This is a genomic window from Streptomyces sp. NPDC059009, assembly GCF_042740175.1.
Taxonomy (GTDB): Bacteria; Actinomycetota; Actinomycetes; order Streptomycetales; family Streptomycetaceae; genus Streptomyces.
This window is the reverse complement of sequence record NZ_JBHYJB010000005.1, coordinates 35,306-59,780: the sequence shown is the minus strand read 5'-3', so window position 1 is coordinate 59,780 and position 24,475 is coordinate 35,306. Positions and strand designations below refer to the sequence as shown.

Genomic DNA, 24,475 nt, shown 5'->3' with positions numbered 1-24,475 from the left:
CCTTCCCTGGGCCTAACGTCGAGGCCATGAAGAAGATCGCCTTCCTGGGGCTCGGTCACATGGGCGCGCCCATGGCCCGCCAACTCCTCGCCGCCGGACACCCGTTGACGGTGTGGAACCGCACCGCGGCCAAGGCCGGACCGCTCGCCGCCCAGGGCGCGCGGGTCGCCGCAGACCCCGCCGACGCCGTGCGCGACGCCGACGTCGTCATCACCATGCTCGCCGGTCCGCAGGCCGTCCGCGCCGTCGCCGACGCCATCCTGCCGCTGCTGCGGCCCGGCGTGCACTGGGCCGAGATGTCCACCGTGGGCCCCGATGCCGTACGGGAGCTGGGCGCCCGCATGCCGGCCGGCGTGACCCTCGTCGACGCCCCCGTGATGGGCAGCACCGACAAGGCGGAGGCGGGCGCCCTCGGCGTCCTCGCGGGTGGCGACGCCGACGCCGTCGTGCCCGTCCTGTCGCGCTTCGGGCCCGTCACCCGCACCGGGGCGCTCGGTTCCGGCGCCGCCCTCAAGCTCGTCGTGAACACCGCGGTGATCGGCGGCGTCGCCCTGGTCGCCGAGGCCATGCGGCTCGCCGACGCGCTCGGCCTCGACGAGTCCACCGCCCGGGACGCCCTCGCCAGGGGCCCCCTCGGCGGCGCCGTCGCCCGTGCCTTCGCCACCGACGTCCACTTCGGCAGCGACCTCGCCGTCAAGGACGTCGCCCTGGCCACGGGGACCACCGAACTCCCGGCGATGGAAGCGGTGTTGGCCCACTTCGAGGCGGCCGCCGCCGACCCCGCCGTCGTCCACGAGGACATCGCCCACGCCGTCACCCGCATCCGCCGCCACCCGGGCAAGAGCCACGAACAGGAGAGGCGGTCCCCGTGAACGTCACCCTCGACAACCCCGCCACCGCCCCCGCACCCCTCGGCCCCTACTCCCAGGTGGCCCGCGTCCAACTCGGCGACGGCGGCGTCCTGTTGTACGTGTCCGGCCAGATCGCCGAGGGCGCCGACGTCGCCGCCCAGAGCCGCGGCGTCTTCGAGGCGCTGCGCGCGCTCCTCGCCGCGCACGGCGCGACCCTCGACGACATCATCAACATCCGCACGTTCCTGACCGACATCACGGCCCTGCCCGCCTACGCCGCGGTCCGCACCCGCTACCTCACCGGCACCCCGCCGACGAGCACCACCGTGGAGGTGCCGCGCCTCTTCCGGCCCGGGGCCCTCATCGAGATCGACGTGGTCGCGGCCGTCAACTCTCCTGCGGGGCAATCAGCTTGAGGAAGTCCGCGAAGGCCCCGGGCATGTCCACCGACTCGGGGTCGAGCAGCCACTGGTACTGGAGCCCGTCCATCACGGCCGTCAGGAGCGGCGCCGCCGCCTCCGGGGTCAGGCCCCCGGGCAGCCGGTCCCCGTACTCGGCGCGCAGCAGCTCCGCGAAGGACGCGCGCACCGTCTCGTAGCGGCGGGTGAAGAACGCGCGTGCCGGATGCCCGTCCGTGACGCTCTCGCCGAGCAGGGCCGAGAAGGTCTGCACGATGCCGGGGCGCATCGCGTTGTACTCGACGAGGGAGCCGAGCAGGTCCAGGCGGAGCTCGCCGCCCGGCACCGCGTCCCACTGGTCGCGCGCGTCCAGGACCGCGACCAGGAGGGCCTCCTTGGTGGGGAAGTAGTGCAGCAGGCCCTGCTGTGTGAGGCCGACCCGCTCGGCGACCGCCCCGAGGCTCGCGCCCCGGTAGCCCCGCTCCGCGATCACCTCGAGCGCCGCGCGCAGGATCTCCGCCCGCCGCTCCTCGCTCCGTGCCCGCACCGCAGCCATGCCCTGAGCCCCTTCCCTTCGCCCCGTTCCGCCTCCGCCCCTGCTCGGAGGACCGTACGCCACCTTCATATTACGAGGAGATAACGAAACCTACCGCTTCACAGGGAACGGATGCAGGATGGAGGGACCGGGGACACGGAACGGACTCAACGAGGAGGCGCCGCCATGGCGGTAACCAGTGCCGGAATCAGCCCCACCCAGGTCGACCAGGACGCCGAACGCGCCCGCGAGGCCGTGGTCGAGGCCGCGCTCGGCAAGCTGGACCTGGACGCCAAGGCGCGGCTGCTCGGCGGCCGGGACATGTGGTCGCTGCACGCCCTGCCCGAGATCGGCCTGAAGTCGCTCGTGATGTCGGACGGCCCCGTCGGCGTCCGGGGCGTGCGCTGGACCGCCGACGACCCGTCGATCGCGCTGCCGTCCCCGACCGCGCTCGCCGCCACCTGGGACCCCGGACTCGCCCGCAGGGCAGGCGCGCTGCTCGCCCAGGAGGCCCGCCGCAAGCACGTCCACGTGCTGCTCGCGCCCACCGTCAACCTGCACCGCTCCCCGCTCGGCGGCCGCCACTTCGAGGCGTACAGCGAAGACCCGTATCTGACCGGGCAGATCGGCAGCGGCTACGTCCAGGGCGTGCAGTCCGGCGGCGTCGGCACGACCGTCAAGCACTTCGTCGCCAACGACGCCGAGACCGACCGCTTCACCGTGAACAACCTCGTCTCCGAACGCGCCCTGCGCGAGCTGTACTTGGCGCCCTTCGAAGCGATCGTCGAGAACGCCCACCCCTGGGGCATCATGACCGCCTACAACCAGGTCAACGGCACGACCATGACCGAGCACCGCTACCTCGTCAACGAGGTGCTGCGCGGCGAGTGGGGCTTCGACGGCTACAACGTCTCCGACTGGATGGCCGCCCGCTCCACCACCGGCGACATCGAGGGCGGCCTCGACGTCGCCATGCCGGGCCCGCAGACGGTGTACGGCGAACCGCTCGCCGAAGCCGTGCGCGCCGGACAGGTCGCCGAGGCAACGGTCGACGAGGCGGCCCGCAACGTCCTCCGCCTCGCCGCCCGCGTCGGCATCCTCGACGGCGCAGAGCCGGTCGTCGGCGAACTCCCGGCGGACATCGACGGCGAGGCCCTGGCCCGCGAGATAGCCCGCCGCGCCTTCGTCCTCGTGCGCAACGAGGGCGGGACCCTGCCCCTGGACGGCGCCGCCACCATCGCGCTCAGCGGTGCCGCCGCGCGCGATGCCCGCGTCCTCGGCGGCGGCTCCGCCACCGTCTTCCCGGCCCGCGTCGTCTCCCCGCTCGACGGCCTCACCGCCGCGCTGCCCGAGGGCGCCCTCAGCTACTCGGTCGGCGCCGACCCGAGCGAGGAACTCACCCCCGCCGACAAGGGGTTCGAGCTGCGCGCCGTCTGCCGCGACGAGTCCGGCACCGTGCTCGGCACCGGCAGCCTGCCCTCCGGCCAGGTCCAGTGGATCGGCGACGACCTGCCCGCCGGCGTCACCCACGAGGCCCTGCACAGCATCGAGGTCACCGGCACGTTCACACCGCGCGAGAGCGGCCCGCACTCCTTCGGCACCCGCGGCCTCGGCGCCTTCAGGCTGACCGTCGACGGCACGGTCCACTACGACGGATTCCAGGCCATGAGCCCGGACGCCGACCCCTTCGAAGCCTTCTTCGGCGCCTCCGCCGAGCGCGCCCGGGTCGACCTCACCGAGGGGCGGCCGGTCGAGGTCTCGCTCCTCCACACCCTCGCCAAGGAGTACGCGCCGCCGCTGCCCGCCGTCATGTTCTCCTTCGTCCACCTCGGCCCGCGCCGCGACGCCGACGCACTCATCGCCGAGGCGGTGGAAGCCGCCCGCGCCGCGGACACGGCCGTGGTCGTCGTCGCCACCACCGAACGCGTCGAGTCCGAGGGCTTCGACCGCACCGACCTCCACCTCCCCGGCCGCCAGGACGACCTCGTGCGCGCGGTGGCCGCCGCCAACCCGCGTACGGTCGTCGTCGTCAACTCCGGCTCCCCGGTGGAGCTCCCGTGGCGCGACGAGGTGGCGGCGGTGCTGCTCGGCTGGTTCCCCGGACAGGAGGGCGGCGCGGCCCTCGCGGACGTGCTGCTCGGCGCGGCGGAACCGGGCGGCCGCCTCCCCACGACGTGGGGCACCCTGACGGACGCCCCGGTCACCGACGTGACCCCGACGAACGGCGAACTCCCCTACACAGAGGACACGTTCATCGGCTACCGGGCCTGGGACCGATCGGGCGCCACCCCCACGTACCCCTTCGGCCACGGCCTCGGCTACACCGACTGGGAGTACGAGTCCCTGACCGTCGTCGGCACCACGGCCCGCATCACCGTCCGCAACTCGGGCACGCGCCCGGGCCGCGAGGTGGTCCAGCTCTACGTGGCCCCGACAACCCCCGACACCACCCGCCCGACCCGCCGGCTGGCCGCCTTCGCCACGGTGGAGGCCGCACCCGGCGAGAGCGCGGAGCTCACCCTCGAACTCCCGCACCGCTCCTTCGAGATCTGGGACGAGAAGGCCAACTCCTGGTCGCACCAAGCGGGTTCGTACCATGTGGAGGCGGGCCGGTCGCTCACGGACCGCCGCCTCAGCGCGGAGATCACCGTCTGACGACCTCCCACACCACGCGCCCCGGGCCCCGGCACCTGACACCGGCCTCGGGGCGCGTGCGGCGACTCAGCCCGTCCGGTGTGTGAGGACGAGGCGCGAAGCGCTGCCCCTTTCCCCCAGCCCGTCCGGCGTGTGAGGACGAGGCGCGAAGCGCCGACTGGGGGCAAGGGGCGAAGCCCCAGAAGAGGGCGCCCCAGGGCCGCGGAGCGGCGGCATTCGGGAAGGGGCGGGATCGGGGAAAGAACCGCCGGAGGCAAACCCCACCCCCACCCACCTCACCGCACCGAGAACCGATACACGGTCTCCGAAGCGAACACACCCCCAGGCCGCAGCACCGCACTGGGGAACCCGCCCTGGTTGGGGGAGTCGGGAAACCGCTGGGTCTCCAGCGCAATCCCGTCCCCCGGAGCGAACGGCAGCTCCGCCCCGAAGTGATCCGCCGTATAAAGCTGCAGCCCCGGCTCTGTGGTGGCAACACTCAACACCCGCCCCGACGAGGGGTCACAGAGCTCAGCCACCGCCTCCGCCCCCTCCGTGACCCCCTTGTCGAGCACGAAGTTGTGGTCGTACCCGGCCCCCACCACCCGCTCCTCCCGGAAGTCACACCGCGTCCCCGCCACCTCCGCGAACTCCCCGGTGGGGATCTGCACCGAGTCCAGCGGCGTGTACCGCCCCGCCGCGATGCGCAGCACATGCCCCCGCGCACCCCCCGTCCCCGCCCCCGCGAGATTCCAGTACGTGTGGTTGGTGAGGCTCACCACGGTCGGCGCGTCCGTCCGCGCCTCGTACGCGATGGAGAACGCCCCGTCCTCCCCGAGCCGATAGGTGGCCGAGACGGTGAGCCGCCCGGGGAAGCCCTCCTCCCCGTCGGGACTGACCCGGGAAAGCCGCACCCCCTCGGACTCGGACCCTTCCGGCTCCGCCTCCCACACCCGCTTGTCGAACCCGCACTCGCCCCCGTGCAGCGAGTTGGGCCCGTTGTTCTGCGCGAGCCGGTACGTCCCCCCGTCGAGCGAGAAGACCCCGCCCGCGATCCGGTTCGCGTACCGCCCCACCAGCGCCCCGAAGTAGGGCCCCGGGTGCTCCAGATACCCGCCGAGCTCCGCGAACCCCAGGGCGATCCCCGCGACCTGCCCCCGCCCGTCCGGGACCTCGACGGACTGCACGATCCCGCCGTACGTGAGGACCCGCACCCGCGTCCCGCCCCGCTCCAGCGTCCAGCGGTGCACGGGCGTGCCGTCGGGAAGCGTGCCGAAGAGTTCACTGCGCATGATCGCGACCCTATGCGAGGAACAACCCGGGCACCCTAGGCGAGGGGCTCCTTCGAGGTGATCCCCCGATACGCGAGCGCCGCGAGCCGCGACTGGCCGTCCTTGCTGGGGTGGAACCAGTCCCAGTGGCTCAACTGATCGCCGTCGAAGCGGTAGTCGAAGACCGCCCCGCCGTCGTAACGGCAGCGCTTGTCCTTGGCGCAGACGTCCTTGAGGACCTTGTTGTACGCGACCACCCGGTCCTGCACGGACGCCCTGCGCTGTGTCGCCCCGGCGTCCATCGCGTCCGCGTCGGCCAGCATCGAGGAGCAGATGCCCAGCTTCCACACCTGCTTGCCCAGCGGGTTGGCGCGCCCCTGCGACCAGAGCCGCTTCAGGTCCGGCACCGACGCCACGTACACCTGCGTCCTGGGCAGCTCGCGGCGCAGCGCCCGCAGCGCGTCCTCGAAGTCGGCGCGGAACTCGGAGACGGAGGTCATCTGGTCGGCGGAGGACCGGCAGGCGTCATTGGCGCCCGCCATCACCGTGAGCAGCTCGGGCCGCTTGGCGGCGGCCTGTTCGACCTGCCCGGTCAGATCCGACATGCGGGCGCCGGTGCGCGCGTAGTTCCAACTGTGCTTCGCCGCGCGGTCCTTGCCGAGCAGCCGTACGGCGAGGCTCTTCACCCCGGCGTCCGAGCCGGTGGCCCAGGACACCTCGGGGCAGTCGGAGAGCACCGAGCAGGCGTCGAAGCCGCGCGTGATGGAGTCGCCGACGGCGGCGACGGAGCGCGGGCTCGTGTCCCACGTCGGGGTGGGTTTGGGGGACGGCCGGTGGGCCGAGGAACCTTGAGGGCCGGGGGAGTTGTCGCCGGTGGCGTCACACGCGGTGAGCGCCCCGGCGCCGAGCAGAGCAGCCGTCACGGTGGTGATGACGCCGCGCACGCGGTACCGCAGGTTCCGCATCCCCTACCGTCCCCTCTGTCGACAACCTCGACATCGCCGCACGGCCATGGTGTCGTACACCCCGTGGCCATGCGGTCCCTGCGAGTGAAACCTGGGCGATTCCGGGCCATCGGACCGACGGTACGTCACACTCCTTGTCCCGCCGCACGGTAGCCTCGCCACCCAGTGGCACCCCGCTTACCTGGTTCCGCTAAATTACATCACGTCACATCTGTCCCTTTTTTCTAGTGTTTATCTAGTATCTGGGAACAATTGCTCGGCACGGGCGCGAGGCCGCTGGGGAAGGCGAACCTCGACCCACACTGGAGGTCCCGGTGACGACACGTGGAGTTCTGTACGTGCACTCCGCGCCCCGCGCGCTGTGCCCGCACGTCGAATGGGCAGTCGCGGGCGTACTCGGCGCGCGCGTCAGCCTTGACTGGATCCGGCAGCCCGCGGCGCCGGGCACCTGGAGATCCGAGTTCTCCTGGCAGGGCTCGGTGGGCACGGCCTCCAAGCTCGCCTCCGCGCTGCGCGGCTGGCACCTGCTGCGCTTCGAGGTCACGGCCGAGCCCTGCGCCACCGCCGAGGGCGAGCGCTACAGCGCCACGCCCGAACTCGGCATCTTCCACGCCGTCACCGGCATCCACGGCGACATCCTGATCCCCGAGGACCGCCTCCGCGCCGCGCTCACCCGCGCCCAGCAGGGCGAGAGCGTCCTGGAGGCCGAGCTCGCCAAGCTCCTCGGCAAGCCCTGGGACGACGAACTGGAGCCCTTCCGGTACGCGGGAGAGGGCGCGCCGGTGCGGTGGCTGCACCAGGTGGTGTGACACCCGCGAAAGGGCCCCCACCAGCTGGTGGGGGCCCTTTCGCGTACGTACTGGTGGGGCGTCAGACGCTCCGGAAGGCGAGCACCACGTTGTGCCCGCCGAAGCCGAAGGAGTCATTCAGAGCCGCAATGGTGCCCTCCGGCAGGGCTCGTGCCTCGCCACGGACGATGTCGGCGTCGGCCTCGGGGTCGAGGTTGTCGATGTTGATCGTCGGCGGAGCGATGCGGTTCTTCAGGGCGAGGACCGTGGCGACGGTCTCGATGCCGCCCGCGCCGCCCAGGAGGTGACCGGTCATCGACTTCGTCGCGGAGATCGCGATGTGGTCGAGGTCGTCGCCGAGGACCTTGCGCAGCGCGCGGATCTCACCGATGTCGCCCTGCGGGGTCGAGGTCGCGTGCGCGTTGGCGTGCACGATCTCGGCGGGCTTGAGGCCCGTGTTGTCCAGGAGGTGCTGCACGGCCGCCGCGATGCCGGTGCCGGTCGGCTCGGGCTGCGTGATGTGGTGGGCGTCGGCCGAGATGCCCTGGCCGATGGCCTCCGCGTAGATCTTGGCGCCGCGGGCCTTGGCGTGCTCCTCGGACTCCAGGACGATCACGCCCGCGCCCTCGCCCAGGACGAAGCCGTTGCGGTCGACGTCGTAGGGACGCGAGGCGCCCTGCGGGTCGTCGTTGTTCTTGGACATCGCCATCATGTTGCCGAACGCGACGATCGGCAGCGGGTGGATGGCCGCCTCCGTGCCGCCCGCGACCACGACGTCCGCACGGCCCGTGCGGATCATCTCGATCGCGTAGCCGATGGCCTCCGCGCCCGACGCGCACGCCGAGACCGGCGTGTGCACACCGGCGCGGGCGTTCAGCTCGATGCCGACGTTGGCGGCGGGGGAGTTGGGCATGAGCATCGGCACGGTGTGCGGGGAGACGCGGCGGACGCCCTTCTCCTTGAGCACGTCGTACTGGTCGAGGAGGGTCGTCACACCGCCGATGCCGGAGGCGATGACCGCGCCGAGGCGGTCGGGGTCGACGGCCGTCTCCTCGCCCGCCTTGCCCTCGAAGCCCGCGTCCTTCCACGCCTCGTAGGCGGCGACGAGCGCGAACTGGGCCGAGCGGTCCAGCTTGCGGGCCTGCGGACGCGGAATGGTCTCCGTCGGCTCGACGGCGATCTGGCCGGCGATGCGCACCGGCAGGTCGGTGGCCCACTCCTGCTCGAGGAGGCTGATGCCGGAGCGGCCGGCGATCAGGCCCTCCCAGGTCGAGGCTGCGTCGCCACCCAGCGGTGTGGTTGCGCCGATACCGGTGACGACCACAGTGTGATTGGTCGAGTTCACTGGAATTCTTTCTCCACGGTTAGAGAGCGTGCGAATGAGGCGGCGCCACCGCCGGGTGGCGGCTGGCTCGGCCGGCGTTCCCTTACGGGAAAGTGGCTCAGGCCTGGTGCTCGAGGATGTACTTCGTGGCGTCGCCGACCGTCTTGAGGTTCTTGACGTCGTCGTCGGGGATCTTGACGTCGAAGCGCTCTTCGGCGGCGACGACGACCTCGACCATGGACAGCGAGTCGACGTCCAGGTCGTCGGTGAAGGACTTGTCCAGCTGGACGTCCTCAACGGGGATCCCGGCGATCTCGTTCACGATCTCGGCGAGACCGGCGACGATCTCTTCCTGAGTGGCGGCCATGTTGGCGCTCCTTCGGTATGTATCGAGAGGGTTGTGATGGCTTCCGTCCGGATCGGGTGATCCGAACTGATGCCTAGGGGAGGGTAACGACCGTGGCGGCGTACACGAGACCCGCCCCGAAGCCGATGACCAGCGCTGTGTCGCCGCTCCTCGCCTCGCCGGTCGCCAGGAGCCGCTCCATGGCGAGCGGGATCGAGGCGGCCGAGGTGTTACCGGTGGTGCGCACGTCGCGGGCGACCGTGACGTGTTCCGGCAGTTTCAGAGTCTTCACCATCGAGTCGATGATCCGCTCGTTGGCCTGGTGCGGGATGAAGACATCCAGGTCGTCCGCGGTGATTCCGGCCGCGTCCAGCGCATGCTGGGCGACCTTCGCCATCTCGAACACGGCCCAGCGGAACACCGCCTGGCCCTCCTGCGTAATGGCAGGGAACTTGTCGGGGTGGCCCTTGCGGTACGCCTCCCAGGACTCGGTCTGCTTGATCGTCTCGGACTTGTCGCCCTCCGAGCCCCAGACGGTCGGGCCGATCCGCGGCTCCTTGGCGGGGCCGACGACGACGGCGCCCGCGCCGTCACCGAACAGGAAGGCCGTCGCCCGGTCGTGCAGGTCCGTGAGGTCCGAGAGCCGCTCGACGCCGATCACCAGGACGTACTCGGCGGAGCCCTCGACGACCATGCCCTTGGCGAGGGTGAGGCCGTAGCCGAAGCCCGCGCAGCCGGCGGAGATGTCGAAGGCGGCGGGCTTGCCCGCACCGATCTTGTCCGCGATCTCGGTGGCGATCGCCGGGGTCTGCTTGAAGTGCGAGACGGTCGAGACGATCACGGCGCCGATCTGCTCGGGCGTGATGCCCGCGTCCGCGATCGCCTTGCCGGACGCCTCGACGGACATCGCCGCGACGGTCTCCTCGTCCGAGGCCCAGTGGCGGGTCTCGATGCCGGAGCGGGAGCGGATCCACTCGTCGGACGAGTCGATCGTCTCGAGGATCACCTCGTTCGGCACGACCCGGGTCGGCCGGTAGCCGCCGACGCCCATGATCCGGGCGTACGGGGCGCCCTGGCTGGGCTTGATCTTCGCCATGCTTCCGGCTCCTTGTCAGGCTCCCGCCGCGGTGGCGGCGGATGCGTCGTCGGATGCCTCGGCGGTCTCGGCGATGAGCGCGCGGGCGGCGTCGAGGTCGTCGGGGGTCTTGAGTGCGAGGGTCTTGACGCCCTTGAGGGCCCGCTTGGCGAGACCGGTCAGGGTGCCGCCGGGGCACACCTCGATGAGCGCCGTGACGCCCATCTCCTGGAAGGTCTCCATGCACAGGTCCCAGCGGACCGGGCTGGCGACCTGGCCGACCAGGCGGGAGACGACCTCGGCGCCGCTCGCGACGGCGCGGCCGTCACGGTTCGAGACGTAGGTCAGCTTCGGGTCCGCGGGGGCGAGCTCCTTGGCCGCAGCCTCCAGGGTCGCCACGGCCGGGGCCATGTGGTGCGTGTGGAACGCGCCCGCCACCTTGAGCGGCACGACCTTGCGGACGCCCTCGGGCTTGTCCTCGACCAGCGCGGCGAGCTGCTCGGCGGTGCCGGCGGCGACGATCTGGCCCGCACCGTTCACATTCGCGGGGGTCAGGCCGAGCTTCTCCAGGTGCGGGACGGTGACGTCCGGGTCGCCGCCGAGCAGCGCGGCCATGCCGGTCTGCGTGACGGCGGCGGCCTCGGCCATGGCCAGGCCGCGCTTGCGTACGAGTCCCAGGGCCGCGTCGTCCGTGAGCACGCCCGCCCACGCGGCGGCCGTGATCTCGCCGACGCTGTGCCCGGCGACGGCGCCCGGGGCGTGCTCGGCGAGGGTGTCACTGAGTGCCCCGGCGGAGAGCAGACCGGCGGCGACCAGCAGGGGCTGGGCCACGGCGGTGTCACGGATGGCGTCCGCGTCGGCCTGCGTGCCGTAGTGGGCGAGGTCGAGACCGATGGCGTCGGACCACGCGGCGAGGCGGTCGGCGGCGCCGGGGAGGTCGAGCCAGGGGGTCAGGAAGCCGGGCGTCTGAGCGCCTTGGCCGGGAGCGACGAGTACGAGCACTCTCACACTCTCTCTTGTGGGCGGTGGGACCCGCCCGTGGGGACAGGGACGAAGAACGGCTGAGGGAATTGTAGGTCCCCGACAAAATGCTACGGCTGGGGATCCCCGTCGGCCAGACGTCCCAGGATCAGCGCGATCCGCAGCGTGAACGCGGAGCGCACATCGGATGGCGACCATCCGGTGACGTCAGTCACACGTCGAAGCCGGTAGCGCACGGTATTGGGATGCACAAAGAGCATCCGGGCCGCCCCTTCGAGGCTGCTCGCCTGTTCCAGATACACGCTGAGCGTCTCCAGGAGCGCGGAGCCCGCCTCCTCCAACGGTCTGTAGATCTCCTCCACCAACTGTTCCCTGGCGGAGGGATCCCCGGCGATCGCGCGCTCCGGCAGGAGATCGTCCGCGAGCACCGGGCGCGGGGCGTCCTGCCAGGCCGCGCACGCCTTGAGCCCGGCGGCCGCGGCCTGCGCGGACCGGGTGGCGGCGAGCAGGTCGGGAACGATGGGCCCGGCCACCACGGGCCCGGCCGCATACGGGCCGATCAGGGACTTCGCGACGTGCAGCGGGTTGTCGTTGCCGCCCGCGATGACGACGAGCCGGTCGCCGAGCACCCCCGTCAGGACCTGCAGCTTGGCGTGCCGGGCGGCCCGGCGGATGGCCTCCACGGTCAGCTCGCTGTCGCCGTCCGGGGCGGTGCCGAGCACGACGCACACATGCTCCGGTGAGTTCCAGCCGAGTGCGGCGGCCCGGGACACGGCGCCCTCGTCGGCCTCGCCGGACAGCACGGCGTTGACGACCAGGGACTCGAGCCGGGCGTCCCAGGCGCCGCGGGCCTCGGCGGCCTGCGCGTACACCTGCGCGGTGGCGAAGGCGATCTCACGGGCGTAGACGAGCAGCGCCTCGCGCAGCACCGATTCGTCACCGGGTGCCGCGACCTCGTCGATCGCGGACTCCATGACCTCGATCGTCGTACGCACCATCTCCACGGTCTGGCGCAGCGTGATCGCCCTGGTCAGCTCGCGGGGCGCGGTGCCGAAGACGTCGGTGGAGATCGCCTGGGGGGCGTCCGGGTGCCGGAACCACTCGGTGAAGGCGGCGATACCGGCCTGCGCGACCAGGCCGATCCAGGAGCGGTTCTCCGGGGGCATGGCCCGGTACCAGGACAGGGTCTCGTCCATGCGCGCGATGGCCTGCGCCGCGAGACTGCCGGACGACTTCTCGAGGCGCTTCAGGGTCGCGGCGTGCGGGTGGGCGGAGCGGTGGGCTGCCGGTCCGTCCGGGGTGGACTCCTGGTGGGCTTCGTTCGCAGAGGGTTCGGGCACGGGGACAAGACTGCCTTATCCGGACGGTGCTGTGCGGGGCCGGGTCTACCGTGGGGTGCGTGATTGAAGTACGTCGCTCCGGCGACCGGTACCGCGGCGGCGAGACGGCGGCCGGAATCGAGTCCCTCCACGCCTTCTCCTTCGGGCCGTACTACGACCCCGACAACCTCCGCTTCGGCGCGATCCTGGCCTGCAACGAGGAGCGGCTCGCCCCCGGCGCAGGCTTCGACGAGCACCCGCACAGCCACACCGAGATCGTGACCTGGGTCGTCGAGGGTGAGCTGACGCACCGCGACTCACAGGGGCACGAGTCGGTGGTCGGCCCCGGCGACGTGCAGCGGCTGAGCGCGGGCGGCGGCGTCCGCCACGTCGAACGCAACGACGGCGACCGCCCGTTGGCCTTCGTCCAGATGTGGCTCTCCCCCCTCGCGCCCGGCGGCGACCCGCACTACGAGATCGTCCGCGGCATCGCCGACTCCACCCCGTACGCCGTCCCGGCCGCGGGCGCCCTGCTGCACCCCCGCCGCCTCGCCCCGGGCGAGCGCACCGCGCTTCCCGACGCCCCTTTTGTCTATGCGCACGTGGTGCGGGGCGCGGTGGCGCTCGGCACCTCGCTCGACGGCGACCTGCTTGAGCCCGGCGACTCGGCCCGCATCACCGACGCCGAGGGCCTCGCGGCGGTGGCGACGGGCGACGGCCCGGCGGAGCTGCTGCTGTGGGAGATGACGGGCTGACGCCGACGGGGGACGGGGTGCGACGCCGAGGGCGGCCCTGGGCGGGCCCGGCTCAGCCCCGCAGCTCGGCGAGCACCGCGTCGGTGAACGTCGGCCACACCTCGGCCGCCCACGGCCCGAACGCCCGGTCCGTCAGCGCCACACACGCGGCCCCCGCGTCCGGGTCGATCCACAGGAACGTCCCGGCCTGCCCGAAGTGCCCGAACGTCCGCGGCGACGAGGAACTCCCCGTCCAGTGCGGCGACTTGGAGTCCCGGATCTCGAAGCCGAGCCCCCAGTCGTTCGGATTCTGGTGCCCGTACCCCGGCAGCACGCCCTTGAGGCCGGGGTACACCACCGACATCGCCTCGGCCACGGTCCGCGGGTCGAGCAGCCGGGGCGCCTGCACCTCAGCCGCGAACCGCACCAGGTCGTCGACGCTCGACACCCCGTCCTTGGCGGGCGAGGCACCGCCCTCCAGCGAGGTCGAGGACATCCCCAGGGGCTCGAGCACCGCCTGGCGCAGATACTCCGCGAACGAGATGTCCGTCGCCTTGGCGATGTGATCCCCGAGCACCTCGAACCCGGCGTTCGAGTACAGCCGCCGCGTGCCCGGCTCCGACATCACCCGGTGCTCGTCGAAGGCGAGCCCACTGGTGTGCGCCAGCAGATGACGGACCGTCGACCCCTCGGGACCGGCCGGCTCGTCCAGCTCGATCGCACCCTCCTCGTACGCCACGAGCGCCGCATACGCCGCGATCGGCTTGGTCACCGAGGCGAGCGCGAACCGCTGTCCCGTGGGTCCACGGCTGCCGACGACGGTCCCGTCCGCGCGGACGACGGCGGCGGCCGCGGTCGGTACCGGCCAGTTCTCGATCAACGCCAGGCTCTGCATGCCCCCGAGCCTAAGCCTTAGAAGTTCAGCCGCATCGAGGGGTCGGGCTTGCGGACGAAGCCGAGCGAGGCGTAGAGCGGCTCCGCCTCGGCCGACGCGTTCAGGTCGATGCTGGGCACCCCCTGCTCGCGAAACCAGTCGAGCAGCGCCTCCATGCAGGCCCGTGCGTATCCGTGCCGCCGCTGATCGGGGTCGGTCGCCACACTGAACACGTGCCCGAGCTTGCCGTGCGGATTGCCCGCGCGCCCGATGCGGTACTCGACGGTCCCCGCGACCAGCGCCGCGAGGGTGCCCGGCCGCCGCGGGTGGTCGATCACGAACGCCACGAACTCCCCGTCCGCGTCGGCCAGTCGGCGCCGCACCGTGGTCAGCGACTCGGCGTGCCAGTCCGTGGAGCCGTCCGCGGCGAAGACCGAGTCGATCATCACCTGGCGCAGCCTGAGCACCTCCTCGGCGTCTTCGGGCGTGGCCCGCCGGACGGGAACCGGGGCGGTGTCGCATGAGTGGCTCATGGTCGGCACCGTAGTGACCGGGCCGTGAGACGTCCTCCCGATTTCCCCGGACCCTCTTGCTTGGAGTGCACTCCAAGGCTCTAGCGTGACGGTCATGACGGTGACGGAGAGCCTCGCAGCAGCCACGCCCACCACGGCACCGGCCACGCCGACCGCGGTCGACGTCTGCGCCGCGGCGTCCCACCCGCACCCGCGCCCGGACGGGCAGGACCACTACACGATCAGCGAAGTGGTCGCCTTCACCGGTCTGACCGCGCACACCCTGCGCTGGTACGAGCGGATCGGGCTCATGCCCCACATCGACCGCTCGCACACGGGCCAGCGCCGCTACCGCAACCGCGACCTCGACTGGCTCACCTTCGTCGGCAAGCTCCGGCTGACCGGCATGCCGGTGGCGGGCATGGTCCGCTACGCCGAGCTGGTCCGCGAAGGCGAGGACAACTTCGCCGAACGGCACAGCCTCCTCGAGGAGACCCGGCACCACGTCCGCGCGCGGATCGCCGAACTCCAGGACGCGCTCGCCGTGCTCGACTACAAGATCAACACCTGCGCCGGCGCCGAGCAGGCGCCCGAGAGGCACTGACCACCGATGACCGCTGAGCGGAACACCACGGACGCGACGGCCCCGATCCCCACGGCACGCCTCGGCACGGGCGGCCCCGAAGTCGGCGTCCAGGGACTCGGCTGCATGGGCATGAGCTTCGCCTACGGCCCCACGGACGCCGACGAGGCCCGCGCCACCCTGGAGCGCGCCCTGGAACTGGGCGTCACCTTCTACGACACCGCCGACGCCTACGCGGCCGGTGAGAACGAGAAGTTCCTCGCCCCCTTCCTCAAGGCCCACCGCGACGAGGTCGTCCTCGCCACCAAGTTCGCCCTCGCCATCGACCCGGACGACCCGACGAAGCGCATCATCAGGAACGACCCGGACTACATCCGCGCCTGCGTCGACGCCAGCCTGCGCCGCCTGGGCGTCGAGGCCATCGACCTCTACTACATGCACCGCCGCGACCCGAAGGTGCCGATCGAGGAGACGGTCGGCGTCATGGCCGAACTCGTCGCCGCGGGCAAGGTCAAGCACCTCGGCCTGAGCGAGGTCACCGGCCCCGAACTGCGGGCCGCCCACGCCGTGCACCCCATCGCCGCCCTCCAGTCGGAGTGGTCGCTCTTCAGCCGCGACATCGAGCGGGGCGTCGTACCGGCCGCGGCCGAACTGGGTGTCGCCCTCGTCCCGTACTCGCCGCTCGGCCGTGGCTTCCTGACGGGCTCGTTCGTCAGCGCCGACAAGGAGCTCGGCCAGGACGACTTCCGCCGCCAGCAGCCCCGCTTCACCGGCGACAACGCCCTCGCCAACGTGGCTCTCCTGGAACCCGTCCGCACCGTCGCCGAGGCGCACGGGGCGAGCCTCGGCCAGATCGCCCTCGCCTGGGTGCAGCAGCAGGCCGCCCTCCACCACCTCCCGGTCATCCCGATCCCCGGCACCCGCAAGCGCACCCGCGTCGAGGAGAACACCGCGGCCACACGCATCCGACTCACCGACGCCGAGCTCTCGGCGCTCGCCCCCATCGCCGCCCAGGTCGCGGGCGACCGCTACGCCGACATGACGTTCACCTCGGCCGGACGCGAGTAGCACAGCGGACGGGGGCCACCGCCCGCCGGGCTCGCGGAACACGCTGGTCACGCAAGCCCCAGCGCGAAGACCGCGAACCCGGCGGCGAGCAGCCCGGCGAGCGCCCGCCGCGCGTGCGTCGCACGCTTCCAAGGACCCTCGAAGCCGCGCGCGTACCGCCCTATCAGGACCAGCAGCCCCGCGAAGACCGGGAGCCAGAGCAGCCGCGCGAGTATCCAGCCGAGGGTGTCCGGGCCGCTGGTCAGGCCCGGCACCGCGCCGAACACCGCCCCCGGCACGGCCGCGGCCAGCAGCGCCGTCTGATGCCAGCAGAGGATCGTCATCGCCGACAGGTTGATGACGACCACCGGCGCCCACAGCAGGGGCCTGCGCAACAGCCGGCCGATCCGGTCGCGCAGCAGGATCGCCGCCCCGCTCTGCGCCGCCGCGAGGGCGAGGACGAGGAGCGACGGCGGATGCGAGTTCGTCCGGACCTCGCCCGGGACGCCGACCATCGACGCCGGGTAGTGGAAGACGAACAGCAGCGCCGCGAACAGCGCCGTGCCCCCGACGAGCAGCAGCCAGGCGCCGCGCCTGCCGAGCCTCTTCTCGCCCCAGCCGACGCCCAGTTGGTAGGCGAACAGCCAGCCCGGCAGGAGATTCAGAAAGCTGAGCCACGAGGGCATGGCGGCGGCGAACGGGCCGTACCGCAGGAAGTCGACCACAGCGACCGAGCCCAGCAGGGGCGCGGCGGCCCAGCCCCCGAATCTCCGGGCCGCACGGATGCACCAGGGCGTGAGCGCGGTGATCACCGTGTACACGCCCACGAACCACAGGGGTTGTATCACCAGCGTCGAGGCGGTCCGCAGCGTCGTGCCCGGCACCCCCAGGGTGTGGAGCACCGGCAGCAGCGCCGCCCACACCGCCGTCACACCGAGCACCGGACGGCCCAGGCGGACGAGTCGCCCGCGCAGCCAGCGGCCCGTGGACTCACCACGCGCCGTCGCCCTGCGGTACGACAGCGTGGAGGCGTACCCGCCGACGAGGAAGAAGATCCCCAGCATCTGCAGCACCCAGCTCAGGGGCGCGAAGAAGCCGAACGAGGCGAGCGGACTCGTGTTGTGCAGGGCGCCGCCCGGGTCCCGAGTGAAGCCGCCGAGCATCCAGTGCCCGATCGGCACGGCGAGGAGGGCGAGCGCCCGGAGCCCGTCCATGGCCCGGTCGCGGTGCGCGGGCGTCTTCGCATCGATGGCCGCGGCTGCCGTGCGCAGGGCGCCCCTGGGGCCGGTCTTGCCCCTGGGGCCTGGCTTGGTGTGGGCGTCGGCTCCGGTGTCGTGCTCGACGGTGGCGTTCATCGAAGGTCTCCGGTGGGTCAGGGGCCCACGGGGACGGAGGAGCCGTCTCCCGTGGCGATGTCGGTGAAGGCCCGCAGCGAGTCGGTGCCGGGGGCGAAGTAGCCGGTGTGACCTTGGGCGTCCTCGGCGGGCACACGGCGGGCGCCGAAGGCCGGGTCCGTCGGGTCCTCGCCGTGGCCGAGCCCGAACAGCTCGACGTTCGGCACCTTGGCGATCCAGTCGCTGTCGTCCCGGGCAGCCCAGACACGGGCCGTCGTGTGCAGTGCGGCCACGCTGTCCGCGCGCATGCCGGGGGAGCCGAGCACCACCAGGTCGGCGGCGGGCAGCCGCGGCGCGGCCAGGCCGCACACCACCGAGCCGTAGCTGTGGCAGAACACGGCGGGCCGGGGCGCGCCGGACGCGGTCAGGCCCTGGACGAAGCGGGCGAGCCGTGGGGCACCCGCCTCCGCGAGCCGCCCTGTCGCCGCGTCCGGGCCCAGGCCGACCGGGGTGGTGTAGCCCACCCACGCCACCACGGCCGTGCGGTCGCCCGCCTGCGCGTGCAGGGTGCGGGCCATGCCGGCGGGGGTGCCGTACACATCCTTCGTCCGGTCGAAGGAGTCCAGGTCGATGTCCGAGCCGGGAACGACGACGGACACATGCTCGGCGCGCTCCAAGTCCCCGTACACCTCGGCCACTTGGCCCCGGCCGCGCGGGTCGAAGGCGAGTATCCGGCGCCCGGGGCGCAGCAGCTCCTCGTAGCGCTCCACCTGGGCGCGGGCGTGCTCGTGGTCCTGGAGGGTCAGCCCGGGGTCGGTCGCCCGGGCCTGCTCACGCGCGCGCTCCTTCTTGAGCGCGAGGGAGTTGGCCTCATATCTGAGGGCTGTCGGGACGCCGTCCAGGTTTCCGACGACCGAGGGGTGCCGCCGCATCAGGGAACGTCGCTGTGCGGGGCTCAACGCGTCGAAGAACCGGGCGACCCGGTCCGGGGTGGCCGTCTCCGGATCCGGCAGCTCACGGCCCAGTGCATGGTCCGCGCGCCAGGAACTCGTACCCGGCGGCGGGCCCGTCAGCGGCTCTTGCTCACTGCCGACGGTCCAGCCCGCCGTGCCCGCCACGATCGTCGTCGTGAGCGCCGCCGCGACCAGTGTCCGCCTGCCTCGGCCCCTCCACGAGGTCCGTGACGGGCGTGACGTCCGCGAAGTCCGCGGTGCTCGTACGGTCTTGGCATTCCTGGTCTGACGGCGCATGGCCCGTCTCCCTCCCCGCTGCGTGGCGCGCTGTGGCCTGACGCAGCGAAAGGTAGGAAGACGATCTGTCGCGGCACGTCACACCGCGGAGCCAACTCTCAGCTGATACCGGGGTATCCGGGACTCATACCGGAGTAGGGGGTGGCTACTGCCCGCCCGGCGTGACCAGGCCCGATTCATACGCGAAGATCACGGCCTGGGCGCGGTCGCGCAGATCGAGCTTGGCGAGGACCCGGCCGATGTGGGTCTTCACCGTCTGCTCGGCGAGGATCAGGCGCTCGGCGATCTCCTGATTGGACAGGCCCCGGGCGATCAGCTCAAGCACCTCGGTCTCACGCGGCGTCAGACCGTTGAGCCGCAGCGCCGGGTCCTTGCGCAGGGGTGGCTTGCGCTGTGCGATGTCCGCGATCAGACGTCGCGTCACCGAGGGGGCGAGCAGCGCCTCGCCGGCCGCCACCACCCGTACCGCAGAGATCAGATCAGCGGGCGGGGCGTCCTTGAGCAGAAAGCCGGAGGCACCGGCGCGCAGCGCCTCGTACACATAGTCGTCGGCGTCGAAGGTGGTGAGCATCAGGACCTTCGGCAGGTGCACCACGCCGGGCGGCGGGTCCAACAGGGCGCGGGTCGCGGCCAGTCCGTCCATCTCCGGCATGCGGACGTCCATCAGCACCACGTCGGGGTGCGTGCTGCGGCTCACCTCGACGCCCTGTTTGCCGTCCGGTGCCTGGCCCACGACGTCGATGTCGCTCTGCGCCGACAGCAGCGCGGCGAACCCCGCCCGCACCATGGCCTGGTCGTCGACGATGATCACGCGGATGGTCATGCGGTGCCGGAGTCCTTTTCGAGGAGGGGGAGTCGGGCCGCCACTCGGAAGCCGCCGTCGGGCAGCGGGCCGACGTCGACCGTGCCGCCGACCAACCGTACGCGTTCCTTCATGCCGACGAGCCCATGGCCGGTGCCGTCGCCCTCCAGCGGGGCGGGCCGCTCCGTCGGGGGGCCGTTGACCACGAGAATCAGCAGGCGGTTGGCGTCCAGGGTGAGCGTGATCTCCGTCCGGGCGCCCGGCGCGTGCCGGATCACGTTCGACAGGGCTTCCTGGACGATGCGGTACGCCGACAGGTCCACGGCGGGGGAGACGTCGGCCAGCTGTCTGAGCACCGCGAGCTCGGGGCGCGACAGATCGACCGGGATTCCGGCCCGCACGGTCGCCTCCACCAGGTGCGGCAGCCGGTCGAGCCCCGGCTGCGGGGCCAGGTCGCCCGCGGCCTCCTCGCTGCGCAGCACGGCCAGCAGCCTCCGCATCTCCGTGAGGGACTCACGGGCGCTCGCCGCTATGCTCTCGAACTCCGCGCGGACCGGATGGGGCAGACCCTCCAGACGGTAGGGCGCGGAGTCGGCCTGCACGGTGATCACCGACATGTGGTGCGCGACGACGTCGTGCAACTCCCGGGCGATGCGCGCCCGTTCCTCCAGCAGCGTGCGGCGGGAGCGCTCGGCCTCGCTGATGGTCTCCTGCTCGACGAGTCTGCGCTCGGCGTCGCCGCGCTCCCGCAGCGTGCCGGAGACGAGCAGCGCGACGCCGCTCAGTACGAAGAGCAGCAGATTGATGCCGTCGCTCCGCTCACCCGAGACCAGCTCGAAGAGGAGCCCGGCGGCCCCGGTGGCGAACCACACGGTGAACAGCGTGCGGCGGCTCTCGCGCAGCCCCAGCAGGACCATGAGGAGCAGGTAGCCGACCACCACCATGGGCGTCCAGGGCCAGGACCGGCCGTCCAGACCGGGGGCATTCATGATCAGGAAGCCGCCCAGGACATCGGCGGCGAAGACGATCCGCCAGGCCAGCAGCGGCTGGGTCAGAGCGAGGAGCAGCGGCAGGGACTGGGCCGAGGCCAGGGCCCCCGCGATCGCGCCGTTGACCTTGTAGTCCTGCGTCAGGACCGTCACCGTGACGGGGAGCAGCACGAGGGTGAAGCCGAGCACGATCACGTACGGCAACAGCCGCACCCACCGCTGCTGTGCCCGCGCGAGCAGGGGCTCGGAGCGGACCGGGGGCGCGGCCAGAGCGGCGCCCAGCGCGCCGAGTCCCTCGCGGAGGGCGGTGGCGGCATGCCGGCGGGCGGCCCCGGCCCCGTCCGGCTCGGATACCGGCGGGGCGGGGTCGTGATCGTGATCGTGGTTGCTGTCGTGGTCGGGGCCGTGCCCGCGAGGTGTCGATGTGCTGCTCATGGCGTGATCAGACTAGGCATGAAGCGCCCGGCCCGCCGTCATACCGGAGAGCCGGACCCGACCCCCTACCCAGGTATGACCCAGGTATGAGCACTCACAGCTCGGCGAGCAGCTCGGCCTTCTTCGTCGTGAACTCCTCGTCCGTGAGCAGCCCCGCCTGGTGCAGCTCGCCCAGGTGCCGGATGCGCTCGGCGATGTCCGCGGGGTCGCGGCGCACGGCCGGGGCGGCACTCGGGACCGTGCCCGCGCCGGGCGTCAGGGCGGGGCCGCAGGTCCGCACCGCCGACAGCACCGACGCCGCGAACGGCAGCGACTCGTGCACCGGGCCGTAGCCGAGGCCGAAGACCACGGCCGCCGGGTCCTGGTCCGCCTGCGCGGCCTGGCCGCCGGCGGGAGTCTCGCGGGGCAGCAGCCGCAGATGCCCCTCGAAGACCTCGGGCGAGCGCCACTCGATGCCGCTGATGTCGGTGACCAGGAAGTTCTGGTCACCGGCCTTCCACTTCGCCGAGGAGGCGCCGGTCCAGAACCAGCGGAAGCTCACCGACTTGCCGTCGAAGGACGCCTTCCCGTCGTATGCCTTGAACTGCAGCGGAGCCTCCGGCGCGGTCACCAGATAGCGGTCCGTGGGCTCGGAGCTCCCGGGCGGGAGCTGGGCCCGCAGCTCGTCGGCGTAGTACTCGGCGAGGGTCTCCCGCTCGGCGGGCAGCACCAGGCGGTAGGGGTCGCAGCCGTCCTTGAGCTGTCCGGCCGCGGCCTCCATCAGCGGGTCCGCGCCCGGTCTCGGCACGGCGTGCAGGACGACCGTCCCGCGCTTGCCGGGCGTGAGCGTCACCGCCGCGATCGCCTCGAGGGGGATGCGGCGTTCGCCGAGCGCCTGGAAGAGCTTCGGCGTGCGGATTCCCCGTTCGAAGCGGATGAGCACGGAGTCGGACTCGAACTCCCAGGCGGCATGAAATCCGGCCAGTACGTCACCCATGCGGCTCATCGTAGGCGGCACGCGCGCCTCCGTCCCTCCTGCGGCGGGCCGCTGTTTCATCGATTTCTACGCGCGTCAGGCCGCAGACCCACCGGACAAACCCTCCCGGCAGGCGTCATCCCTGTTCGCGCACTGCACGGAGCCGTGGGAACCGGTGCCGATCTCGGCGAAGTTGGTGAGGCTTTTCGTGCCCGGCGTGAAATAGCCGGTGTGGCCGACGGCGCCCGTCGCGGACAGCACGCGCGCGCCGAAGCCGTCGGACACGGGGTCGGCACCGTGTCCGAGCCCGCCGACCTCCATGTTGGGCACGTCCGCGATCCAGTCGTCGCCGTCGCGAGTGGCCCAGATCCGCGCGTGCGTGCCCAGCTGGGAAGCCTTGTCGGCGCGCATGCCGGGGCTGCCGGCCACGGCGATGTCCTGGACCCGGGACGGGAGCTGGTGCGCCGCGACACCGCAGACCACGGAGCCGTAGCTGTGGCAGTAGAGCGCCACGGGGGAGCGTCCGGGCAGTGCGCGCACCAGGGCGTTCAGGCGCACCGCGCCGTCGTCGGCCCGCATCGCCGTCGCGGCGTCCACACCGATCCCGACGGGCGCCGTGTAGTCGGCCCAGGCGATCACGGCCGTACGCACCCGCGGGTTGGCCTCGCGCTCCGCTCCGTACAGCGCCTTGGCCATGCCCACCGGGGCGGTGTACTTGCGGAACGTCCGCTCGAAGGTGAGCAGATTGGTGTCGACGCCGGGCACCACGACGGAGACCCGGTCGGCCTTGTCGAGGTCTCCGAAGACCTCGGCCATGCGCCCGGACCCCATGGGGTCGAAGGCGAGCACGTGGCGTTCGGGGCGCATCATCACTCCGAACCGCTTCATCCTGCGCTCTGCCTCCTGCTGCCCCAGCGGAGAGAGCCGGTCGTCGTGCATGCGTCGACGCTCGATCTTGCGGGCCTGGCCCAGGGCGACGCGGTTCGCGCGGTAACGCAGCTCTACAGGGGCGCCGTTCATGTTGCCGACCGCCAAGGGGTAACGGTCGACGAGGCGGGTGCTCTGCTGTGCGGTGAGCGTGGCGAAGAAGCGGGCGAGCCGGTCCGCGGGGCCGTGGGGGTCGGGCAGTGCGCGCCCGTCTATGTGGCCCCGCTCCCAGGCGGAGAGCGTGGCTTCGAGCGGGGACGCCACGCCTCTGTGGCGCACTGCTGTCCAGCCGGTGGTCGCCAGCATGACGAACACGACGGCAAGCGCGAGCAGGGCGCGCCAGGCGTTGAGTTGGGGAGAGGAGTCGAAGGAAGTCACTACGGGACACCCTAGGAGAACCGTGAGGCCCGCCGTGCAGGGGGTGAGGCAGATCACGTTTCCCATAGGGTAATTGCGGCAAACCGGGCGCACCTGCAGCCATTCGTTCACGCTCCGTAGAAGGTGCGCGACTGGGGTTTCTCTCGGTAACAGCTGACTCCTGGTGTGAATCCACTCGCTCAACGTGACTGTGTACGCAGAGGAGTTGATCGACTACAGGGGTGGCTGCCGTCGGGGCTGCCGGTCACCTCGAGCGCAGGCCGCCTGTCACTCCGTGCGCCAGCTCTTCGCCAACGCGGGCTCCAGGTGGTCGAGATAGTCCTCCGTGACCGCGCGCAGCGACTCGATGCTGACGTCCCCGCCCGCTCCCCACAGGCGCCCCGTCACCCGCATCACCCCGCCGAACGCGGCGACGGCCACGCGCGGGCGTGGATCCGTGTCCACGTCCAGGCCCTCGCGCGCGGCGATGACCCGGGCCATCTCCTCCTCCATGTCGATGGCGCGGCGCAGGTAGATCGCGAGCAAGGAGGGGGTGGACTCGATCATCTGGTAAGTGCGCATGTGGAGTTCGACCGGGACGACCTCTTCGACGGAGCCGCTGAGCGCGTCCCACGCGCCGATCACGGCTCCGCGCATGGCGGTGAACGGCGCCTCGTCCGCGGGGCGTTGGCGCAGCGCCTCGACGAACTTCCGCTCCACCATCTCCTGGACGGCGAAGGCGGTGTCCTGCTTGCTGGTGAAGTACCGGAAGAACGTGCGCTGCGACACCTCCACGGCGTCGGCGATCTCGTCGACCGTCGTCTCCTCGTACCCCTTGGTCGTGAAGAGTTCGAGGGCCGCGCGCAGCAGTGCGTCACGGGTGCGCTGCTTCTTGCGCTCGCGCAGCCCGGACGGGGCGGAGATGGCGGCCTCCTCGGTGGGGCTCGTCGCTGACTGCTCGGTCCTCACGCCATGGCCCTCGTCTCGACTGTTTTCGCAGTTCACCTTACCTGTGAGCCAGGTGACAGTTACAGACTAGTGAAATGAATTGTCAACTGTCAGCGGCTGTCACTAGCCTCGGCGCATGACTAGTCAGATCACTGTCGACAAGGCGGACAGGGTCCCGGAGCCCCCGCCCGCTCCGGCGGCCAAGGGGCTGCGTGGCCACCCTTGGCTGACACTCTTCTCC

24 protein-coding genes are annotated in these 24,475 nt (G+C 71.9%); 7 read left to right on the top strand and 17 right to left on the bottom strand.

Annotated features, from left to right (window positions below):
• Positions 1-26 precede the first annotated feature (26 nt).
• Both ACFWYM_RS06700 and ACFWYM_RS06695 read left to right on the top strand, forming a co-directional pair.
• Positions 27-872 carry an NAD(P)-dependent oxidoreductase gene (locus ACFWYM_RS06700; protein ID WP_384831003.1) on the top strand — a complete coding sequence of 282 codons (846 nt, stop codon included), beginning with the start codon at positions 27-29 and terminating at the stop codon, positions 870-872.
• Complete coding sequence (locus ACFWYM_RS06695) at positions 869-1,267, top strand: RidA family protein (RefSeq protein ID WP_384831000.1); 399 nt, start codon at positions 869-871, stop codon at positions 1,265-1,267. Before ACFWYM_RS06700 ends, ACFWYM_RS06695 begins: the two co-directional genes overlap by 4 nt.
• Here the strand turns inward: ACFWYM_RS06695 and ACFWYM_RS06690 are convergent.
• The gene (locus tag ACFWYM_RS06690; protein WP_384830997.1) at positions 1,239-1,805 is read right to left on the bottom strand and encodes a TetR/AcrR family transcriptional regulator; all 567 of its coding nucleotides are present in this window, start codon (positions 1,803-1,805) and stop codon (positions 1,239-1,241) included. The two genes, ACFWYM_RS06695 and ACFWYM_RS06690, sit on opposite strands and share 29 nt — an antisense overlap.
• A gap of 165 nt (positions 1,806-1,970) precedes the next feature.
• Here ACFWYM_RS06690 and ACFWYM_RS06685 point away from each other — a divergent pair, with 165 nt between their 5' ends.
• Positions 1,971-4,439 carry a beta-glucosidase gene (locus ACFWYM_RS06685; RefSeq protein ID WP_384830995.1) on the top strand — a complete coding sequence of 823 codons (2,469 nt, stop codon included), beginning with the start codon at positions 1,971-1,973 and terminating at the stop codon, positions 4,437-4,439.
• A 275-nt stretch (positions 4,440-4,714) separates the two neighbouring features.
• On the opposite strand, the gene ACFWYM_RS06680 is transcribed toward ACFWYM_RS06685, so the two are convergent.
• Positions 4,715-5,710, bottom strand: coding sequence for an aldose epimerase family protein (locus ACFWYM_RS06680; protein ID WP_384830992.1), 996 nt, complete (start codon positions 5,708-5,710; stop codon positions 4,715-4,717).
• Positions 5,711-5,745: 35 nt separating this feature from the next.
• A complete protein-coding gene (locus ACFWYM_RS06675) occupies positions 5,746-6,654 on the bottom strand; it encodes an SGNH/GDSL hydrolase family protein (protein ID WP_384830989.1) in 909 nt (302 codons plus the stop codon).
• Positions 6,655-6,968: 314 nt separating this feature from the next.
• On the opposite strand from ACFWYM_RS06675, the gene ACFWYM_RS06670 reads away from it, so the two are divergent.
• Positions 6,969-7,463: a DUF3145 domain-containing protein gene (locus ACFWYM_RS06670; protein WP_384830986.1), complete on the top strand. Its 495-nt coding sequence runs from the start codon at positions 6,969-6,971 to the stop codon at positions 7,461-7,463.
• Positions 7,464-7,524: 61 nt separating this feature from the next.
• Here the strand turns inward: ACFWYM_RS06670 and fabF are convergent, their stop codons facing one another.
• From fabF to ACFWYM_RS06645, 5 genes are all read right to left on the bottom strand, one after another.
• On the bottom strand, positions 7,525-8,787 hold the full coding sequence (gene fabF / locus ACFWYM_RS06665) for a beta-ketoacyl-ACP synthase II (RefSeq protein ID WP_384830983.1): 1,263 nt from the start codon (positions 8,785-8,787) through the stop codon (positions 7,525-7,527).
• Positions 8,788-8,884: 97 nt separating this feature from the next.
• Entirely contained in the window at positions 8,885-9,133 is a 249-nt protein-coding gene (locus tag ACFWYM_RS06660; RefSeq protein WP_055531551.1) for an acyl carrier protein, read from the bottom strand.
• Positions 9,134-9,206: 73 nt separating this feature from the next.
• Entirely contained in the window at positions 9,207-10,208 is a 1,002-nt protein-coding gene (locus ACFWYM_RS06655; RefSeq protein ID WP_384830979.1) for a ketoacyl-ACP synthase III, read from the bottom strand.
• Between the two features lie 15 nt (positions 10,209-10,223).
• The gene (locus ACFWYM_RS06650) at positions 10,224-11,189 is read right to left on the bottom strand and encodes an ACP S-malonyltransferase (protein WP_384830976.1); all 966 of its coding nucleotides are present in this window, start codon (positions 11,187-11,189) and stop codon (positions 10,224-10,226) included.
• An 89-nt stretch (positions 11,190-11,278) separates the two neighbouring features.
• Positions 11,279-12,508, bottom strand: a complete 1,230-nt coding sequence (locus ACFWYM_RS06645; RefSeq protein ID WP_384830973.1) for a PucR family transcriptional regulator — start codon at positions 12,506-12,508, stop codon at positions 11,279-11,281.
• 59 nt (positions 12,509-12,567) lie between these two features.
• On the opposite strand from ACFWYM_RS06645, the gene ACFWYM_RS06640 reads away from it, so the two are divergent.
• Positions 12,568-13,242, top strand: a complete 675-nt coding sequence (locus tag ACFWYM_RS06640) for a pirin family protein (protein WP_384830970.1) — start codon at positions 12,568-12,570, stop codon at positions 13,240-13,242.
• Between the two features lie 52 nt (positions 13,243-13,294).
• Here the strand turns inward: ACFWYM_RS06640 and ACFWYM_RS06635 are convergent, their stop codons facing one another.
• Complete coding sequence (locus tag ACFWYM_RS06635) at positions 13,295-14,116, bottom strand: serine hydrolase domain-containing protein (RefSeq protein WP_384830967.1); 822 nt, start codon at positions 14,114-14,116, stop codon at positions 13,295-13,297.
• A gap of 17 nt (positions 14,117-14,133) precedes the next feature.
• Positions 14,134-14,628: a GNAT family N-acetyltransferase gene (locus ACFWYM_RS06630; protein ID WP_384830964.1), complete on the bottom strand. Its 495-nt coding sequence runs from the start codon at positions 14,626-14,628 to the stop codon at positions 14,134-14,136.
• 94 nt (positions 14,629-14,722) lie between these two features.
• On the opposite strand from ACFWYM_RS06630, the gene ACFWYM_RS06625 reads away from it, so the two are divergent.
• On the top strand, positions 14,723-15,211 hold the full coding sequence (locus tag ACFWYM_RS06625; protein WP_384830961.1) for a MerR family transcriptional regulator: 489 nt from the start codon (positions 14,723-14,725) through the stop codon (positions 15,209-15,211).
• A gap of 6 nt (positions 15,212-15,217) precedes the next feature.
• On the top strand, positions 15,218-16,258 hold the full coding sequence (locus tag ACFWYM_RS06620) for an aldo/keto reductase (RefSeq protein ID WP_384830958.1): 1,041 nt from the start codon (positions 15,218-15,220) through the stop codon (positions 16,256-16,258).
• Between the two features lie 47 nt (positions 16,259-16,305).
• On the opposite strand, the gene ACFWYM_RS06615 is transcribed toward ACFWYM_RS06620, so the two are convergent.
• The 7 genes from ACFWYM_RS06615 to ACFWYM_RS06585 all read right to left on the bottom strand — a co-directional run bounded on the left by ACFWYM_RS06615 (position 16,306) and on the right by ACFWYM_RS06585 (position 24,255).
• Positions 16,306-17,592, bottom strand: a complete 1,287-nt coding sequence (locus ACFWYM_RS06615) for an acyltransferase (protein ID WP_384830955.1) — start codon at positions 17,590-17,592, stop codon at positions 16,306-16,308.
• Positions 17,593-17,609: 17 nt separating this feature from the next.
• Positions 17,610-18,689, bottom strand: a complete 1,080-nt coding sequence (locus ACFWYM_RS06610) for an alpha/beta hydrolase (protein WP_384830952.1) — start codon at positions 18,687-18,689, stop codon at positions 17,610-17,612.
• 277 nt (positions 18,690-18,966) lie between these two features.
• Positions 18,967-19,644 (bottom strand): response regulator, encoded by a 678-nt coding sequence (locus tag ACFWYM_RS06605; RefSeq protein WP_384830950.1) that lies wholly within the window; start codon positions 19,642-19,644, stop codon positions 18,967-18,969.
• Positions 19,641-21,047, bottom strand: coding sequence for a sensor histidine kinase (locus ACFWYM_RS06600; protein WP_384830947.1), 1,407 nt, complete (start codon positions 21,045-21,047; stop codon positions 19,641-19,643). Before ACFWYM_RS06600 ends, ACFWYM_RS06605 begins: the two co-directional genes overlap by 4 nt.
• 94 nt (positions 21,048-21,141) lie before the next feature.
• Positions 21,142-22,023 (bottom strand): DUF4429 domain-containing protein, encoded by an 882-nt coding sequence (locus ACFWYM_RS06595; protein WP_384830944.1) that lies wholly within the window; start codon positions 22,021-22,023, stop codon positions 21,142-21,144.
• A gap of 75 nt (positions 22,024-22,098) precedes the next feature.
• Positions 22,099-23,307, bottom strand: coding sequence for an alpha/beta hydrolase (locus ACFWYM_RS06590; protein ID WP_384830941.1), 1,209 nt, complete (start codon positions 23,305-23,307; stop codon positions 22,099-22,101).
• A gap of 267 nt (positions 23,308-23,574) precedes the next feature.
• On the bottom strand, positions 23,575-24,255 hold the full coding sequence (locus ACFWYM_RS06585) for a TetR/AcrR family transcriptional regulator (protein WP_384830938.1): 681 nt from the start codon (positions 24,253-24,255) through the stop codon (positions 23,575-23,577).
• Positions 24,256-24,475 lie beyond the last annotated feature (220 nt).

What these genes read in the sequence shown, in the direction of transcription:
- ACFWYM_RS06620 (WP_384830958.1), top strand. Translation starts at nt 15,218, where the DNA reads ATGACCGCTGAGCGGAACACCACGGACGCGACGGCCCCGATCCCCACG.
- ACFWYM_RS06630 (WP_384830964.1), bottom strand. Translation starts at nt 14,628, where the DNA reads ATGAGCCACTCATGCGACACCGCCCCGGTTCCCGTCCGGCGGGCCACG.
- ACFWYM_RS06615 (WP_384830955.1), bottom strand. Translation starts at nt 17,592, where the DNA reads ATGAACGCCACCGTCGAGCACGACACCGGAGCCGACGCCCACACCAAG.
- ACFWYM_RS06600 (WP_384830947.1), bottom strand. Translation starts at nt 21,047, where the DNA reads ATGAGCAGCACATCGACACCTCGCGGGCACGGCCCCGACCACGACAGC.
- ACFWYM_RS06605 (WP_384830950.1), bottom strand. Translation starts at nt 19,644, where the DNA reads ATGACCATCCGCGTGATCATCGTCGACGACCAGGCCATGGTGCGGGCG.
- ACFWYM_RS06700 (WP_384831003.1), top strand. Translation starts at nt 27, where the DNA reads ATGAAGAAGATCGCCTTCCTGGGGCTCGGTCACATGGGCGCGCCCATG.
- ACFWYM_RS06660 (WP_055531551.1), bottom strand. Translation starts at nt 9,133, where the DNA reads ATGGCCGCCACTCAGGAAGAGATCGTCGCCGGTCTCGCCGAGATCGTG.
- ACFWYM_RS06680 (WP_384830992.1), bottom strand. Translation starts at nt 5,710, where the DNA reads ATGCGCAGTGAACTCTTCGGCACGCTTCCCGACGGCACGCCCGTGCAC.
- ACFWYM_RS06625 (WP_384830961.1), top strand. Translation starts at nt 14,723, where the DNA reads ATGACGGTGACGGAGAGCCTCGCAGCAGCCACGCCCACCACGGCACCG.
- ACFWYM_RS06635 (WP_384830967.1), bottom strand. Translation starts at nt 14,116, where the DNA reads ATGCAGAGCCTGGCGTTGATCGAGAACTGGCCGGTACCGACCGCGGCC.
- ACFWYM_RS06685 (WP_384830995.1), top strand. Translation starts at nt 1,971, where the DNA reads ATGGCGGTAACCAGTGCCGGAATCAGCCCCACCCAGGTCGACCAGGAC.
- ACFWYM_RS06675 (WP_384830989.1), bottom strand. Translation starts at nt 6,654, where the DNA reads ATGCGGAACCTGCGGTACCGCGTGCGCGGCGTCATCACCACCGTGACG.
- ACFWYM_RS06690 (WP_384830997.1), bottom strand. Translation starts at nt 1,805, where the DNA reads ATGGCTGCGGTGCGGGCACGGAGCGAGGAGCGGCGGGCGGAGATCCTG.
- ACFWYM_RS06655 (WP_384830979.1), bottom strand. Translation starts at nt 10,208, where the DNA reads ATGGCGAAGATCAAGCCCAGCCAGGGCGCCCCGTACGCCCGGATCATG.
- ACFWYM_RS06595 (WP_384830944.1), bottom strand. Translation starts at nt 22,023, where the DNA reads ATGGGTGACGTACTGGCCGGATTTCATGCCGCCTGGGAGTTCGAGTCC.